Source organism: Janthinobacterium sp. GW821-FHT03A03, from assembly GCF_059421435.1.
Genome location: NZ_JBWKUZ010000004.1, coordinates 93826 through 109410, shown reverse-complemented (window position 1 = coordinate 109410; position 15585 = coordinate 93826). Strand labels below are relative to the sequence as shown.

Sequence of the window (15585 nt, the reverse complement as noted above, 5' to 3'; positions counted from 1 at the left end):
CTGCGGGAAAGGGGAAAAACATGTGCAAAATCGTCCATGCAGGGAGCGCGGCGGCATTGCTGCTGTGCCTGGCCGCTTGCGCCAGCGTGCCGCCACCGCCACCGCCACCGGCGCCGGTCGTCATGGTGGGCAAGGAAGACATCATCGTGGCGGGCCAGCGCGTCCACACGGTGCAAGAGATGCTGGCCGTCCTGGCCGAGAAGAACATTGCCAGCGTTGCCTTGCGGACGGAGCCGGACGTGCCCCATGAACGCATCGGCGCGGCGATCTATTCCATCTTTCGCGCCGCCAGACAAGTGACGCAAGCGGGCAGCTCCGCGGCGCCGTGAGCCCGCATGCCGCCGTTTTGCCGCACCATGGCGCGGACCCGTGCCAGCCACCAGGAGCCTCGCCATGAGCACACCGGCTGCGACGCAAACGAAGCGCTGGCAGGATGTCAGCGCCGGCCTGTCGATTGCCGGCCTGCTGCTGCCGGAAGCGGTGGCGTATGCCAGCATCGGCAACCTGGCGCCGCAGGCGGGCATCCTGGCCCTGTTCGCGGGCCTGCTCTGCTATGGCGTGCTGGGCACGAGCCGCTTTGCCATCGTTTCGGCCACCTCGTCGTCGGCCGCCGTGCTGGCCGCGGCCATGGCGTCCATGCCGGGCGGCACGGCGGGGCACCGGCTCATGCTGATGGCGGGACTGGTGATGCTGACGGGGGGATTTTTCCTGCTGGCCTGGGTAGCCAGGCTGGGCAGCGTCACGCAATTCATCGCCAAGCCCGTGTTGCGCGGCTTTTCCTTCGGCCTGGCCATCGTCATCATCGTCAAGCAGCTGCCCGGCGTGCTGGGCGTGCAGCCGCCGCAGGGCGACGTGCTGCATCTCGTGCCCGGCTTGCTGGCGCGGGCGGGACAGTGGAACGGGCGCGGCGCGGCCCTGTGCGCGGCGGCGCTGCTGTTGCTGTTCCTGCTGCGGCGCGCGCAGCGCTGGCCCGCCGGCCTGATCGTCATCGCGCTGGGCATCGGCGCGGGCCGCTGGCTGGACCTGCCCGGCCACGGCGTGGCCCTGGTGGGCGCCATCGACGTCAGCCTGGCCATGCCCGTCCTGCCGCGCCTGACCCAGGCGGAATGGACGCGCCTGGCCGAGCTGGCGTTTGCGCTGGCGCTGATCCTGTATGCGGAATCGTATGGCGCCATCCGCAGTTTTGCCTTGAAGCACGGCGACCCCGTGGCGCCCGAGCGCGACTTGCTGGCGCTGGGCATGGCCAATGTGCTGGCGGGATTGCTGCAAGCCATGCCCGTGGGCGCCGGCTATTCGGCCACGTCGGCCAACGAGGCGGCCGGCGCTACCTCGCGCCTGGCGGGCCTGGTGGCCGCCGCCGTGGTAGGCGTCATCGTGCTGACCCTGCTGCCGCTGGTGGCGCTCACGCCCGTGCCCGTGCTGGCCGCCGTGGTCATCCATGCCGTCAGCCATACCCTGAACCCCGTTTCCCTGCAACCCTACTTTGCCTGGCGCCGCGACCGCCTGCTGGTGCTGGCGGCGATTGCCGGCGTGCTGCTGTTCGGCGTGCTCGACGGCTTGCTGGTGGCCATCGCCATCAGCCTGCTGCTGATGCTGCGCCGCCTGTCGCGGCCCGGCATGTCCGTGCTGGGACGGCTGGGCGAGAGCCACGACTACGTCAAGCTGGCGCTGCACCGCAATGCGCGGGCGCAGCCGGAGCTGCTGATATTGCGCCTCGACGAACCCTTGTTCTTTGTCAATGCCGAGCGCAGCCTGCACCTGGCGCGCGCCCTGGTGGAAGAGCGGGCCGGTCCGCTGCGCAAGGTGATCCTCAGTCTGGAAGAGTCGCCCGACCTCGATGGCAGCAGCGTCGAAGCCTTGCGCGACTTCGCCGCGTTCGTGCGCCAGCAGCGGCTGTCCCTGGCCCTGGCGCGGCTGAAGGAGCCGGCGTACATGGTGCTGCAGCTGGCGCTGGGCGACCTGCTGGCCGTCCAGGCGGGGCCGGCGCTGCTGCTCAGCGAACTCAGCGTGGCCGAGGCCGTGCGCCTGCTGGACGCTGCCGCGCCTGAAAAGTAGCGGCGACTATGCTACGCTGGCGGCCAGGCGATGCATATCGGGAGATGGCATGACAAGGGCGAAACCGCAACTGGTCAAGGCAAGGCTGAACAAGCTGCTGCCCACGCAGATCACGGTCGGCATGGCCGAGGTGGCGCTCAAGCGCGCGCACTGGGCCAGCCTGGGCAGGAAGGCGCGGGCGGCGGCGCTGGCCGATCACTGGTTTCCCGGCATCATCGGCCCGGAAGGACGCCACTACATCGTCGACCACCACCATTTCGGCCTGGCGCTGCACCAGGAAGGCGTGAAAACCGTCAGCCTGATGATACTCAAGGACCTGTCCTGGCTGGAACCCTTGCACTTCTGGCATGTGATGGACCACCACCAGTGGGTGCACCCGTATGACAGCGAAGGCTTGCGCCGCGATTTTTCCGCCATCCCCCGCCACCTGAGCGGCTTGCGCGACGATCCCTACCGCAGTCTGGCCGGCGAATTGCGCAGCGCGGGCGGCTACGCCAAGGATGTGACGCCGTTCAGCGAGTTTTTGTGGGCCGATTTCCTGCGCAGCCGCATTGCGCCGGCCAGCCTGCAAAAAAATTTCTCCAAGGCACTGGCGCAAGCGATGAAGCTGGCGCGCAGCCAGCAGGCCCGCTATCTGCCCGGCTGGAGCGGCGTGCTGCCGCCCGCCTGACAGCGTCTACAGCAGGAAGGCGCTGCCGGCCGCCAGGATGCCGGCCGCCGCCGCGCCGACGGAGCCCCACAGCAGCCAGCGGCGCCGCGTCAGCACGGTGATGGCGGCCAGCGCCACGGCGATCTGGATGAAGGTCAGGGCCATGGCCAGGCGTTCGTGCGGGCGCAGCTTGGCTTCCGACGCCTCGCCCAGTTTTTTCGATTGTTCTTCCAGCTGGCGCGCGCCCGCTTGCACGACCCGTTTTTCTCTTTCCTGCCTGGCCTGCTCCGCCAGGTAGCGGGTGCGCACCTCGGGCACCGTGGCCAGGGCGGCCGTCGCCTCGGCGATATGGCCCTTGGTCGATTTCGCCTGGTACAAGGCCCATTGGTCGCTCGCCTGCGCCTGCTTGAGGATGCTTTCGTTCTTCAGGAACATGGCTTCGTTTTGCGCATTGCCGCTCTGGTAGCTGATCAGGGCGCCGACGGTGGCGAGGATGGCCGTCATCAGGGCGATTTTTTGCGTCAGCCCGTCGCGTTCCTTCTCCGTCGCCTCTTCCACGGCATGTTCATGGGGGCTCGGTACTTCGTATTCTTCTTCCATGGCGGATCTTTCGCGGCGGCAGGTGGGAGCGAGGGAGCTGGCGTTGACATGACGATATTACCGCATCCGCCATGCAAACTGGCGAGCGCCGCAACATGGCGCGGACAGGCATAAGCGGGTACAGTACGGCGTTCCCTCCCTGAAAGCGCACAGCCCATGAACACGCCCCGTCTTCCCGATCCGCACTTCGCCGACCGCGTGCGCGCCAGTTTTGACTTGCAAAATGCCATGACCCTGATCCAGGCCAGCCTGCCCGTGGTGGCGCATGGCAGCACGGAAATCCACGTGCCGCACTGGAGCGGCATCGAGCAGCAGCACGGCTTCGTGCATGGCGGCGTGGTGGGCATGATCGCGGACTCGGCCGCCGGTTACGCGGCCATGACCATGGTGGCCGATGGCGCCTCCGTGCTGACGGTGGAATACAAGATGAACCTGCTGGCGCCCGCCGATGGCGAGAAACTGATCGCGCGCGGCAAGGTGGTGCGTCCGGGGCGCACCCTGATCGTCACGCAGGCCGAAGTGTTCGCCGTGCGCGATGGCAAGGAAACCCTGTGTGCGCTGATGCAGCAAACCATCATGGTGATGCACGGCAAGTCCGAAAAGACGTGAGCCGTGCACCACGGCGCGGGATTCAGGCGGCTTTTGCCAGGCCTTCTGCTGCCCAAGCCGCCTTGACGCTGTTGCGCTGGGCCATCCTGCCCAGGAAGGCTTGCACATGCGCCAGCTGCGACAAATCCACGCCCACGTTCGGCGCCCAGCCCGTGACGGCGAACAGATAGGCGTCGGCCACGGTGAATTGCTCGCCGGTCAGGCAGGCGCGGCCTTCCAGGCGGCTGTCCACGTACTTATATTTTTTGCCAAGTTGCTCGATGAATAATTCTTTGGCGGCGGCGTCGTAGCGGGGATCGAACAGGGGGCTGAACGATTTGTGCAGCTCGGAGGTGATGTAGTTCTGCCATTCCAGCACCTGGTAGCGGGCCAGCTTGCCCACGGGCGGCAGCAGGTCGTGCCGGCCCGCCAGTTCGGCCAGGTACTGGGCGATGACGGGGCCTTCGCTCAGGGTGGCTCCATCGTCGAGAACCAGCAGGGGCACCTGGCCTTTCGGGTTCAGTGCGTAGTAATCGCTGCCTTCCTGCGTCCGGTGCTGGCCCAGGTCGACCTTCACGAGGGTGAAGGCCGCGCCCGTTTCGCGCGCGATGATGTGGGGTGCCAGCGAGCAGGCGCCCGGCGAGTAGAAGAGTTTCATGGCGATCCTTGATCAGGTGGGAAAGATGCCACTATAGTCCTGCGCCGCCGCACGGTAAATGCGCGTTCATTCAATTCACTGTTGCCCCCCGGTGAATGATTGCGCTGCCTCAAACTCCCCGATAGCGCAAGGTGTCGAGCAGCACGGTGAACGCCGGCGAGGGGTGGCGCCGGCTCGGGTAGTACAGCTGGTAGCCCGCATACGCGGGGCACCAGTCGTCCAGCACGCGGACCAGGCGGCCGTCGGCCAGGCAGGGCAGCACGATATCTTCGGCCATGCAGGCCAGGCCCAGGCCGTCGAGCGCGCCATGCAGGCGCATGGCCATGTTGTTGACCGTCAGTTGCCCTTCGACGCGCACTTTCAGTTCCTGTCCATCCTTGGCGAATTCCCAGGCATACAGGCCGCCCAGGGTGGGCAGGCGCATATTGATGCAGTTGTGCGCCATCAAGTCCTGCGGCGTGGCGGGCGGCGCGTGGCGGCCGAAGTAGGCGGGCGAGCCGACGATAGCCATGCGGAAATCCGGGCCGATGGGCATGGCGATCATGTCCCTGGCCACTTGCTCGCCCAGGCGCACGCCCGCATCGCAGCGCGCGGCGACGATATCGGTCATGCCGTTGTCGACGACGACCTCGATATTGATGTCGGGATAGTCCGGCAGCAAACGGGCGATGGCCGGTTGCAAAATGGTCAGCGCCGCATGCTCGCCCGCGCTGATGCGGATGTTGCCGGCCGGCTTGTCGCGCCGCTCGCTGAGCAGGGCCAGCTCCGCCTCGATCTCGTCGAAGCGGGGCGCCACCGTGCGCAGCAGCTGTTCGCCCGCGTCCGTGGGCGAGACGCTGCGCGTGGTGCGCACCAGCAGGCGCAGACCGAGCCGTTCTTCCAGCGCGCGCACCGTCTGGCTCAGCGCCGACTGCGACACGCCCAGCGTGGCCGCCGCCCGGGTAAAACTGCCTGCGCGGGCCACGGCCACGAAGGCGAGGATGTCGTTGAAGTTGGTCTGCGCCATTCATTAATCCTGCTAATAAGTTCATGCGGACTTTAGCATCTATTCATCGTAATGCGCCAGCCTTATAGTGGTGGCATGAAAACTCTTCCCGCTCACGCCGCCGCGCCGTCCCCGCCGCACAAGGCGGCCATCCTCGCCATCATCCTCGTCAGCTATGTGATGATCGTGCTCGACACGTCCATCGTGCTGACGGGCTTGCCGAAAATCCATCAGGAACTGGGCTTTACGGATACGGTCCTGGCCTGGGTGCAAAGCGCGTATACGCTGACGTTTGGCGGCTTGCTGCTGCTGGCCGCGCGCGCCGGCGATGCGGTTGGCCGGCGCCGCCTGCTGCAGCTGGGCCTGGCGCTGTTCACCTCGGCGTCGCTGGCCATCGGCCTGGCGCAGTCGCCGGCCATGCTGATCGCCGCGCGCGCCATCCAGGGCGCGGGCGCGGCCATCCTGGCGCCATCCACGCTGGCACTGTTGCAAACCACGTTTGCGGAGGGGCGCGAGCGCACGCGGGCCATCGCCCTGTACAGCGCCGTGGCCGGTATCGCCGCCAGCGTGGGCCTGGTGCTGGGCGGCGTGCTGGCCGAATGGCTGTCGTGGCGCGTGGGCTTCTTCCTCAACCTGCCCATCGGCGCCGCCATGCTGGTGGCCGCGCGCCGTTTCATTGCGGAAAGTGAAACGAGCCGGGGCCGCTTCGACGTGGCCGGCGCCGCCAGCTCGACCGTCGGAATGGCGGCCCTCGTGTATGGCTTGATCCGCTCGGCCGGCGCCGGCTGGGGCGATGCCCTGACCCAAGGCGCCTTGGCGGCAGGCGTGCTGCTGCTGGCCGCTTTCATTGCCATCGAGCGGCGCGCTGCGCAACCGATCTTGCCGCTGCGCCTGTTTGCCGATAGGCAACGCAATGCGGCGTACGGGGCCAGGGTGCTGTTCATGGGGGCCATGATCGGCTTCTTCTTTTTCACCACGCAATTTTTGCAAGTGGTGCTCGGCTATCCGCCATCGTTGACGGGCCTCGCTTTCCTGCCCATGACTTTGGTGAACTTCGGCGTGGCCCTGTGCGTGCCGCGTTTGATGCGCCGCCTGGGCAATGCGCGCCTGCTGGCCATGGGACTGGGCTTGACCCTGCTGGGCATGGCATGGCTGAGCCGTGTCGACGCGGACACGGCCTACTGGCTGGGCGTGGCCCTGCCGATGCTGCTGATCGGCGCGGGGCAGGGCATGGCCCTGAGTCCGCTGACGGCGGCCGGCGTGGCCGGCGTGCCGGCACAGGATGCGGGCGCGGCATCTGGCATCGTCAACGTGGCGCACCAGCTGGGCAGTTCGCTGGGGCTGGCGACGCTGGTGGCCGTGGCAGGCGTGGGCGCGGGCCAGCTGGCGGGCGTGCCGCTGCTGGCGCACCGCGTCACCGTGGCGCTGGGCAGCGCGGCCGCCATGCTGGCGCTGGCCTTGCTGCTGGTGCTGTCATGCCGCCGGCGCGGCTGACCACTCGCGCAGCCATCGGCCGAACGCCTCGGCCGGCGTCGTCAGGCTTGCGCTGGCACAAATCTTTGGCGCCGTGATGCTGTACGGCGGCGTGGCGGCCTGTCTGTGTGCCGCGGCCAGCGGGCTGGTGTTTCGCGCCGGTCGCTCGGGTGCGCCAGGGGCCGGGAGGCTATAATCCGTGCACGTTGACAAGTGTTGCTCAACGTCATTACGAGGCCGCCCATGCATAAACTGATTTCCGCACTCACCCGCCTGTACCTGTTCGAGGAACAGCAGCAATACGTCGATGCGCAGGGCGGCGCCCAGCCTTTGATGCCGGCCGTGCTGGCGCGCCATTTGTCCGGCGAGCAGACGGTGGTCGTGCAGCTGGTGAGCGAACGCGGCCTGGCGCGCGCGCTGGTGCTGGAGTTTGGCGGCAAGGGCGGCGGCGAAGCGCACTGGAGCGCGCTGTGCACGATCGCCAATGCCGTGCAGCATGAGCTGGACTTGCCGGCGCCCGCCGTCAGCATCTCTGGCACGGCGTTCCAATTGTGGCTGTCGCTGGCCACGCCCGTGCCCGCCGCCCAGGCGCGCCAGTTCGCGCAGCTGTTGCGTTCCACTTTTTTACCCGCCTCGACCGACATCCTCGCCGTTGCGCCGCCCGCCTACGTGGAACAGGCGGCGCTGCCGCCATGCCTGCAGCCGTCGGGCAAGTGGGCCGCCTTCATCCACCCCAGCATGGGCGCCGCCTTCGTCGACGAGCCGGGCCTGGACATGCCGCCGCCACCGGCCGCCCAGCTGGGCTTCCTGGAAAGCTTGCGCAGCATCAATCCAGCCCAGTTCGCGCAGGCGCTGGCGAAATTGCAGGGACATGCGGGGCTGGTCGATGCCGTGCCTGCGCCCGTTCCCGTGGCAGCTGCGTTGCCGTCGGTAACGTCTGCCACCGCGTCAGGCTTGCTGCTGCAGGATGCCACGCTGGAAGACATCGTGCGCTGGCTGCACGCGCGCCATATCGAGCCGACGTTCCGGCACCGGTTGCCGTAGCGGAGCGCTGTGCCGGTGTTCCTGCGTTGGCGACAGGCGTCATTGCCGGCCGCTTCCCTCACTCGCTGAACGTATGGCCGTGAACATTGTAGATGTTGAGAGAGCATGAACGTAACGCATTGGCGGGCTCAGGAGTTAAAACATCACTCGGCGCAGATCGTCTGGCTTGATGCGGTGGCTGCGCGACGTGCATATGACTTGCTTGGCCTTTATGACTCGAAGACGCATTCCGGGCTGAACGGCAACAGCGTCGGCTCGGTCGAGCGCTTCGAATGCGCAGAGGATGCGGCCACCGCTACTCAATGGCTGCGTGCTCGCGTGCCGGGAGCGCAGCAGCTTGTCGTTGTGTTTGGAGAGGACGAGTGCTTTTCATGCAGCAGCGTGTTCTTCATAGAAAATTGGCCGGATATCTTTGTCCCTTTACGCGATGACGCGATGGTATATTCGAACGACACGCCTCTTATTCTATTTTATTGCCATGAAAATATATTTGAGCTGGGGCAGCGAATTGTCTTTGATTAACGCCTATTGCGGCTACTAGAATACTAGATTCATGAAGACTTTGCATATTGCTCTTGCCACCATTGTCGCCATTTTATTGCAGCCATTGCCTGGTCTGATTACCTTCCTTGTCATCTTCCCAGGCGAATTTCCTCCCTTGGAAGTGTTGGTTTTTTACCCGGCAGCTGTACTGCTTTTTTCTGGTTTGGCAATACTCTTGTTCGGTATTCCGTGCTTTGATGCGCTACACAAGACACAAAAACTCAATTTCTTCAGTTTAAACGGCTGTGCCACCGTCCTTGCGATGCTCCCTTATATGATTATCGCGCGTCCCCGCAACGTACATGGATATACGACAAATATTCAATGGCATGAGCATGTTTCTATGTTGTATGACCATGGTCATCCGATGACGCCAGCGTGGCTGGAGTATGCTGCAATCGCCCTATGGTTCGGAGTGCATGGTTTTCTCTGCGGTCTGGTTTTCTATGTATTTTGGCGACGATATAAAATATGACAAGCAACTGGCGTGCGGCGTATGGTATCGTTGTTATTTCTCGCGCCAACGGCGCATCTTGACCGGCCACGTCACATGCAGCCAATTTATTATGGGAGTATATGAACGAACGTTCCATCTGCGAAATGTGTGGTTTATATGGCCCGTCAGGCGCAACTGTTTGTATCTGCTGCGGTCTCGTTGTCGATAGACAGGAATGCGCTACTACAGCAGCTAGTGGTACTCAACCTTGCCTGGCCGACTTTGATTACCGACCTGCCGAAACCGACACCGAAATTTTCAAGGAAGCTGAAGCGCTTTACTTATCGAGCCTGTTTGTTGGAAATAGCGCATCGGAAATGGGTTACCGGCGAGAGCAGGTCCTTGAAAACGGCGACACGTTCTACTTTCCGATTGGCTGGATAGGTTGCGGCGGGAATCTTGTCATCAAAAATCCTCGCCGTCTGATCTCTTTCGGTTCCTACACAGGACCTGTTGCCCATATATGGGCGTATTATCAAGGTATCGGCATGGCGCCACTTGGCAAGGATCGAATCAATAATCTCACCATCCTTGATATTCAAGATGAGCAGAATACGCTACGTGTGCTGAAAACCTTTTTAAAACCTGGATGGGTGGACGAATTGCTTCCAAAGTTGGCTTCATTGCCTGTCGAAATTAAAGGAATCGACCTTTACTTCGGGATTCGGGGCTTACTTCAAGCAACAGAAAACAAGTGGTTCAGTTTCCACGTGTCGAATTGAACGAGGCGCCTGCTGCCTCCACGAGGACTTCCGGGCGTGAAGGAAGAGGCGGGAGCGGACGGAATGATCAAGCATAAGATTATGTAAAGGAAATTAATGACAACAGTTCTTCTGGACGTGGTCAATACGGCCAAGCGCGCCATAGATGCCGTTCATGAGCGCTCCAATGGCGGTCTTGATTTTTCTGAAGCCAGCCTTTCAATCGTGGAAGAGATGCTCGCGGAAGCATCAAGTCATGCAGAAGAAATGCCCTAATCCCAAATTTCAGGTTTAGCTCAACTGTTCGGTTGCTATATCCTTGAAGTTGCGCGTACACAGTATGGTGGCGAGTATGCATGGCTGGACGATACGCAAGGCCCCGTACTGGTAGTGGGGGAGCCTGAAACGCACATTGCCATCGCCACCTGGGGCAAAGTACGTGGTCGTTTGCGTGGTGACCCGGCAGACAACATTCCATTCTTCTTCCAAGGCTTTTCCGATATGGCCAGGATGCCAGCAACTGGAAAGCGCATGTTGTTTATCTGATTCAACTGCGATCAAGGATGGATTCGGGGCCGGATGCAATCATTGGTCGCAGCATCCGGACGGCGCGCAGCCAACTGAATAGCTGTCATGGCGGCACGCAGGTGAGCGGCATCCGTACATCAAGCCGTCATTTCCCTTGCCAAGGTCAATACCAGTGCCTCCGCCCCCATTTCCCGCGCCAGCGGCGCGCCCTGGCCGGCCCATTGCGCGGCGAATTCGCTGTCGCCGTGCCGGCTTGCCAGCGCATTCAGTTGCTTGGCGGCATCGTAGGCGACGGGATAATCGGCCGGCGGCGGGCTGCCCGGCGCTTCGCCATATTCGATCAGGCGGTTCACGATGCCGCGCGCCAGGCGGCCAGAGAGCACGCTGGTCAGGCGCGTGCTAGCGGCCCGCGCGCTTTGCAGCTTGGCGCGGTAGCCCGCATTGGCCGACGATTCCGGGCACAGCACGAAGGCCGTGCCCAGCTGGGCCGCCGCGGCGCCCAGGTCCAGCGCGGCGCGGATGCCTTGTCCATCCATGATGCCGCCGGCGGCGATCAGGGGCAGGGTGGTGCGGCCCGCCAGCAGGCGCAGCAGTACTGACGTGCTGTGGCGCTCGTCGGGCGCCTGCGGATCGAACACGCCCCGGTGCCCGCCCGCTTCCACGCCCTGCGCCACGATGGCGTCGACGCCCGCCTGTTCGATCAGCGCCGCTTCGCGCACGCTGGTGGCCGTGGCCATGGTGTAGACGCCGGCCTGGCGCAGGGCGGCGATCTGCTGCCGCGCCGGCAAGCCGAAATGGAAGCTGACGACGGCGGGACGCTGTTCCAGCAACAGGGCAAACGCTGCCTCATTGCCGAGAAACGTTTGATATATCTCATCGAGTGCCACGGGCACAGGCGCGCCCAGCTCCGCGAACAGGGGCGCCAGGTGGGCCAGCCAGGCCGCTTCGCGCCGCGCATCGCGCGCCGCCGGCGCATGGCAGAACACGTTCACATTGAAGGGGCGGTCCGTCAGCGCGCGGGTTTCCTCGATCATCTGGCGCGCCTGCGCCACCGTGCCCGCGCCGATGGCCAGCGAACCGAGGCCGCCCGCATGCGAGACGGCGGCCGCCATGCGCGGCGTGGAAACGCCCGCCATCGGCGCCTGGATGATGGGGTGCTGCAGGCCGAGGCGGCCGAGGAAGCGCTGGATTGAAGTCATGATGTTTCCTTCATCAAGTTGAGGATGCTGCATTCAATTCTTAATTTAAGAATATAATATCATGATAATTCTTCAACCGAGAACATGATGGACATGGAATCCCTGACGATTTTCTGCGCCGTGGCCAGTGAGCTGAGCGTCACCCAGGCCGCGGCCAGGCTGGGCCGCGCGCCGTCCAGCGTCACCACGCGCATCCAGCAGCTGGAAGCCGATATCGGCGCGGAATTGTTCGTGCGCGCCAATAAACGCATGGCGCTGACGGCGGCGGGCGAGCGCTTTCTCGAGTATGCGCGGCGTTTGCTGGCGCTGGCGGACGAGGCCCGCCACGTCGTCACGGGCGGGCGCGAGGGCGGAACCTTGCGCGTGGGCAGCATGGAAAGCACGGCGGCCAGCCGCCTGCCGGCGCTGCTGGCCGCGTATCACGCCCGCTATCCGGCGACCCGGCTGGAACTGGGCACGGGGCCGTCGCGTCCCCTGATCGAGCAAGTGCGCACGGGTCTGCTCGACTGCGCTTTTGTCGCCTTGCCGCCAGCGTTCGGCGGCAAGGCCGCGCTGCAGGAACTGGGCCTGGCGTCGCAAGCCGTGTGGCGCGAGGAACTGTGCTTGCTGCTGCCGGCCAGCGAAGCGCAGGCGCGCCGCCCCGCGGACGTGCGCACGCGCTCGCTGGCGGCATTTCCCCAAGGCTGCACCTACCGCGGCATCGCCGAAGAGGTGCTGGGCGTTGCAGGTTCGACCGATTGGCGCGTGCAGGAGCTGAGTTCCTACCACACCATGATCGCCTGCGTGGCGGCCGGCGCCTGCGTGACCGTGCTGCCGGCCAGCGTGCTGGCGCTGTCCGATGCGCGGGCCGTGCTGGCCACGATTTCCGTCGGGCAAGCCGACACCTTGCTGGTGTGGCGCGCGGGCTTCGACGTGCCCGCTTTCCGGCATTTGCTGGCGCAGCTGGGCGAGGCGGCGCCGTGAGCGGGGCCGCCAGGCTGGGTTCGGCCATCGCCGCGGCGGCCATTCTGGCCATCGGCATGGGCTTCGGCCGCTTCGCCTTCACGGCCATCTACCCGCTCATGGTGGCGGAAGGCGTCTTGAGCTTGCGCGACGGCAGCCTGGCCGCCTCGGCCAACTATGCCGGTTATTTGCTGGGCGCCATCCTGGCCATGCGCGCGCGGGCGTCCGGCGCGCACGGGCTGTGCCTGTGGTCGGTGGTCGGCACGGCGCTGTGCCTGGGCGTGCTGGCGATGCCGATGCCTGTCTGGCTCTTCGTGGCGGTGCGGGGCGCGGCGGGCGTCTTCAGCGCTCTGGCCATGGTGGCCGCTTCCTTGTGGCTGCTGGTGCAGCGCGGGCAGGGGCGCGGGGCGCCGCTGCTGTATGCGGGCGTGGGCGCCGGCATTGCCGTGTCGGCCGAATTGCTGGTGCTGGCAGCCCGCCTGGGCCTGCACAGCGCGGGCATGTGGCTGCTGCTGTCCGGCGTCACCGTGCTGGCGGGGCTGGCGGCCGCGCCGGCGATTGCCGCCGGCGGCCAGGCGCCGCCGGATGCGCCGCCGCAAGCAGCTGCACCGGCGCTGGCATCCGTGGCACCGTGGCCGCTGGTGCTGATCTACGGGCTGGCGGGGCTCGGCTACATCGTCACGGCCACGTATCTGCCCGTGCTGGTGGGCGCGGCCTTGCCCGGACTCAATTCCGCCCACGTGTGGGCCGTCTTCGGCCTGGGCGCTGCGCCGTCGTGCTTCCTGTGGCACCGGCTGCACGAACGCCTGGGCACGCGCCGGGCGCTGCGGCTCAATCTGCTGCTGCAGGCGCTGGGCGTGGCCTTGCCCGTGCTGGCGCCGTCGGCCGCCGGCTACCTGCTCAGCGCCATCCTCGTCGGCGGCACGTTTGTCGGCACGGTAACCATCGCCATGCCGGCCGCGCAGCGGGCCGCCGTCAAGGCCGGGACCAATATGATGGCCAGGATGACGGTGGTGTACGGCGTGGGCCAGATCATCGGCCCCGTGCTGGCCGGCAGCCTGTATGCGCAGTCGCACAATTTTAATAGCGCACTATTGGCCGCGGCCGGCGCGCTGCTGCTGGCCATTGCCGTCAGCCTGCGCTTGTAGGACTCAGAGACATGCGTACGTGCACGCCGGCCTCTGCCAGCGCCGCCAGTTGGTCTGTATGCTGGTTTGTTATCCGCATGATGACTGCCCTGCAGCGGCATGGTTCGTCACTTCCACCCCCAGCCAGCGCGCCACCGATTGCGCCAGCCATTCCCCCTCGTCCAGGGGCAGGTCGTGGCCCGCGTCGCGGTGGATCAGGCAATCGGCCTGCCAGGCGCGCGCCAGGCGCTGCGAGCAGCGGTGGTCGACCAGCCGGTCCTGTGCGCCGGCCATCACCAGCACGGGCATGGCCGGGCGGGTGAGCGGAGCGCGGTAGCGGGCGGCCGACAGCAGCTGGCGCAGCGCGTTGCGGCGGCTGACCGGGTATTGCTGCTGGTAGCTGAGCCAGTCGGCCAGCAGCGCGGGGTTGCCGCCCGCATGCCGGCGGCTGGTCAGGCGCAATATCAATGCTTCCTGGCTGCGCGCGTCGCCCAGCAGCAGCTGGCGCAGCAGGGCGCCGTAATTCTGCCAGCGCAGGCGCCGGTAAAACGGGCTGTACGGCCGCATGCTGGTGTTGACGAGCACGCAGCAGGCGACTTCGTGCGGGTAGCGGTGCGCCCATTCGACGGCCGCCATGCCGCCCAGCGACAGGGCCAGCAGGCGGTACGGCGGCGCAATGCCGCGCGCCAGCAGCTCCTGGCGGCAGCTTTCCACCATGCGCGACACGCGGGTGGCGCTGTCCTGCGCATGCTGCGTGCCATTGCCGGGCAGGTCGGGCGTGATGATGGTGGCGCCGGGCAGGGCGCGCGCCAGGGTGGCGGGAAAGCGGCCCCAGTGGCGCTGCTCGCGCATCAGGCCGCGCAGCAGCACCCAGCGGTCGCCCGTGTTGATCTGCGTCATGTTTCATACCATTGCGCCAGGGCGCGCCGGCGCTGCGCTTTTCTCGCCAGCCCCTCGGGCATCCAGCGGCCGTGGCTGCTGGCGGCGCGCATGAGGAAGTCGAACCACACCAGATGCCGGCGCAGCACGCGCTGCAGGCGGTGCGCGGCCGTGGGGTTGAAGATGCTGACGCGGTTGAACAGCTGGCGCGGGTTTTTCTTGACCCACAGCCAGGAGCCCATTTCCAGCGTCAGCGGCAGGAACACGCGCTCGCTGTAGCTGGTGCCGTTCAAATACAGATAATCCCACAGGTCGCCGTGCGTGCGGTATTGGCGGCTTTGCGGCTCGAACACATAGTTGTGGTTGGGATAGCTTTCGCTGAACAGCTCCTCCAGCGCGCCGATGTCGGCCAGATGCGCGATCGGCACCTTGGTGTGCGCGTGAGGAAACCAGATGCGGTCGCGCAAGCCGAAGCCGGAATGGCAGTCGAGCGCCATGCTGAACTGGCGCGACAGCAGTTCGCGCTCGACGAGCTCGCACACGGCCCGGCTTTCCGGCTCCATCGGCGCGCCCTGCGGCCCCCGGTACCACGGCAGGCGCCGGCTGTAGCGCTGGCCGCCCAGCATGAACGGCACGCTTTCGCGCGCGCTCAGCGGCGCGTTGCGCATCAGGTCCACGCCCTGCGGATTGCAGCGTGTGGCTTGCCACATGCCGCCGGGATTGACCAGCGGCATGAACACGAGGCGCATGGTTTCCAGCTGCTGGTGCAGGGTGGCGTCCCAGCGCAGGCGCGCCAACAGGCTTTCCAGGAAGGACAGCAGCACTTGCGTGCCGATGCGTTCGAGGCCGTGGATGCCGCCGAAAAAGCCCAGCGCGGGCACGTCCGGGCCGGGGTTGCCCAGGGCAATCGTGTACACGGGAAATTCGCGCCCATCCATGGCGATGCTGCAGGGCGTGGCCACTTCCAGGTGGCTGCCGCCCTCGTCGATGAGGCGTTTCAGCATGACCAGCTCGGGCAGGTTCTTTTCGATCATCAGGCGTCTGAAAGGGAAAGTAGCAGCCAGTGTAGCCGAAATTGCCGCCGTGCTCGATGTCCCGCATGGCGAAATTTACGCCGT

The 15585-nt window shown here is 65.6% G+C and carries 19 protein-coding genes; 12 read left to right on the top strand and 7 right to left on the bottom strand.

The window, feature by feature from the left end:
- The first annotated feature begins 20 nt into the window (after positions 1-20).
- From AC07VI_RS11385 to AC07VI_RS11375, 3 genes are all read left to right on the top strand, one after another.
- Positions 21-329, top strand: a complete 309-nt coding sequence (locus tag AC07VI_RS11385) for a hypothetical protein (protein WP_492993827.1) — start codon at positions 21-23, stop codon at positions 327-329.
- A 64-nt stretch (positions 330-393) separates the two neighbouring features.
- Entirely contained in the window at positions 394-2055 is a 1662-nt protein-coding gene (locus AC07VI_RS11380; protein ID WP_086147701.1) for a SulP family inorganic anion transporter, read from the top strand.
- 49 nt (positions 2056-2104) lie between these two features.
- Positions 2105-2725 carry a ParB-like protein gene (locus AC07VI_RS11375; protein WP_099420793.1) on the top strand — a complete coding sequence of 207 codons (621 nt, stop codon included), beginning with the start codon at positions 2105-2107 and terminating at the stop codon, positions 2723-2725.
- A 6-nt stretch (positions 2726-2731) separates the two neighbouring features.
- Here the strand turns inward: AC07VI_RS11375 and AC07VI_RS11370 are convergent, their stop codons facing one another.
- A complete protein-coding gene (locus AC07VI_RS11370) occupies positions 2732-3304 on the bottom strand; it encodes a DUF4337 domain-containing protein (protein ID WP_086147699.1) in 573 nt (190 codons plus the stop codon).
- Positions 3305-3460: 156 nt separating this feature from the next.
- On the opposite strand from AC07VI_RS11370, the gene AC07VI_RS11365 reads away from it, so the two are divergent.
- A complete protein-coding gene (locus AC07VI_RS11365; protein WP_086147698.1) occupies positions 3461-3913 on the top strand; it encodes a PaaI family thioesterase in 453 nt (150 codons plus the stop codon).
- Positions 3914-3935: 22 nt separating this feature from the next.
- On the opposite strand, the gene gstA is transcribed toward AC07VI_RS11365, so the two are convergent.
- Together gstA and AC07VI_RS11355 are read right to left on the bottom strand one after the other, a co-directional pair.
- Positions 3936-4550, bottom strand: a complete 615-nt coding sequence (gene gstA / locus AC07VI_RS11360) for a glutathione transferase GstA (protein ID WP_492993830.1) — start codon at positions 4548-4550, stop codon at positions 3936-3938.
- Between the two features lie 109 nt (positions 4551-4659).
- A complete protein-coding gene (locus AC07VI_RS11355) occupies positions 4660-5556 on the bottom strand; it encodes a LysR family transcriptional regulator (RefSeq protein WP_492993832.1) in 897 nt (298 codons plus the stop codon).
- Positions 5557-5631: 75 nt separating this feature from the next.
- Between AC07VI_RS11355 and AC07VI_RS11350 the strand changes: the two genes are divergently transcribed.
- The 6 genes from AC07VI_RS11350 (at position 5632) to AC07VI_RS11325 (ending at position 10068) form a co-directional block, all read left to right on the top strand.
- Entirely contained in the window at positions 5632-7029 is a 1398-nt protein-coding gene (locus AC07VI_RS11350; RefSeq protein WP_492993834.1) for an MFS transporter, read from the top strand.
- A gap of 222 nt (positions 7030-7251) precedes the next feature.
- Positions 7252-8052, top strand: coding sequence for a TOTE conflict system archaeo-eukaryotic primase domain-containing protein (locus AC07VI_RS11345; protein ID WP_492993836.1), 801 nt, complete (start codon positions 7252-7254; stop codon positions 8050-8052).
- 105 nt (positions 8053-8157) lie between these two features.
- On the top strand, positions 8158-8574 hold the full coding sequence (locus AC07VI_RS11340) for a hypothetical protein (RefSeq protein WP_086147693.1): 417 nt from the start codon (positions 8158-8160) through the stop codon (positions 8572-8574).
- A 31-nt stretch (positions 8575-8605) separates the two neighbouring features.
- Positions 8606-9070 carry a hypothetical protein gene (locus AC07VI_RS11335; RefSeq protein WP_492993838.1) on the top strand — a complete coding sequence of 155 codons (465 nt, stop codon included), beginning with the start codon at positions 8606-8608 and terminating at the stop codon, positions 9068-9070.
- A gap of 101 nt (positions 9071-9171) precedes the next feature.
- Entirely contained in the window at positions 9172-9813 is a 642-nt protein-coding gene (locus AC07VI_RS11330; protein WP_492993840.1) for a hypothetical protein, read from the top strand.
- 96 nt (positions 9814-9909) lie between these two features.
- Positions 9910-10068, top strand: a complete 159-nt coding sequence (locus AC07VI_RS11325) for a hypothetical protein (protein ID WP_157792397.1) — start codon at positions 9910-9912, stop codon at positions 10066-10068.
- Positions 10069-10083: 15 nt separating this feature from the next.
- On the opposite strand, the gene AC07VI_RS11320 is transcribed toward AC07VI_RS11325, so the two are convergent.
- Positions 10084-10353: a hypothetical protein gene (locus AC07VI_RS11320; RefSeq protein WP_492993841.1), complete on the bottom strand. Its 270-nt coding sequence runs from the start codon at positions 10351-10353 to the stop codon at positions 10084-10086.
- A gap of 104 nt (positions 10354-10457) precedes the next feature.
- Positions 10458-11519, bottom strand: a complete 1062-nt coding sequence (locus tag AC07VI_RS11315; protein ID WP_086147691.1) for an NAD(P)H-dependent flavin oxidoreductase — start codon at positions 11517-11519, stop codon at positions 10458-10460.
- Between the two features lie 87 nt (positions 11520-11606).
- On the opposite strand from AC07VI_RS11315, the gene AC07VI_RS11310 reads away from it, so the two are divergent.
- Both AC07VI_RS11310 and AC07VI_RS11305 read left to right on the top strand, forming a co-directional pair.
- Positions 11607-12482, top strand: a complete 876-nt coding sequence (locus AC07VI_RS11310) for a LysR substrate-binding domain-containing protein (protein ID WP_086147723.1) — start codon at positions 11607-11609, stop codon at positions 12480-12482.
- Positions 12479-13609: a YbfB/YjiJ family MFS transporter gene (locus tag AC07VI_RS11305; RefSeq protein ID WP_492993842.1), complete on the top strand. Its 1131-nt coding sequence runs from the start codon at positions 12479-12481 to the stop codon at positions 13607-13609. Before AC07VI_RS11310 ends, AC07VI_RS11305 begins: the two co-directional genes overlap by 4 nt.
- A 69-nt stretch (positions 13610-13678) precedes the next feature.
- Here AC07VI_RS11305 and AC07VI_RS11300 read toward each other — a convergent pair whose 3' ends face one another.
- Together AC07VI_RS11300 and AC07VI_RS11295 are read right to left on the bottom strand one after the other, a co-directional pair.
- Positions 13679-14488, bottom strand: a complete 810-nt coding sequence (locus AC07VI_RS11300) for an alpha/beta fold hydrolase (RefSeq protein WP_086147690.1) — start codon at positions 14486-14488, stop codon at positions 13679-13681.
- Entirely contained in the window at positions 14485-15501 is a 1017-nt protein-coding gene (locus AC07VI_RS11295) for a M14 family zinc carboxypeptidase (RefSeq protein ID WP_086147689.1), read from the bottom strand. The genes AC07VI_RS11300 and AC07VI_RS11295 overlap by 4 nt, the downstream gene beginning before the upstream one ends.
- Positions 15502-15585: the final 84 nt, after the last annotated feature.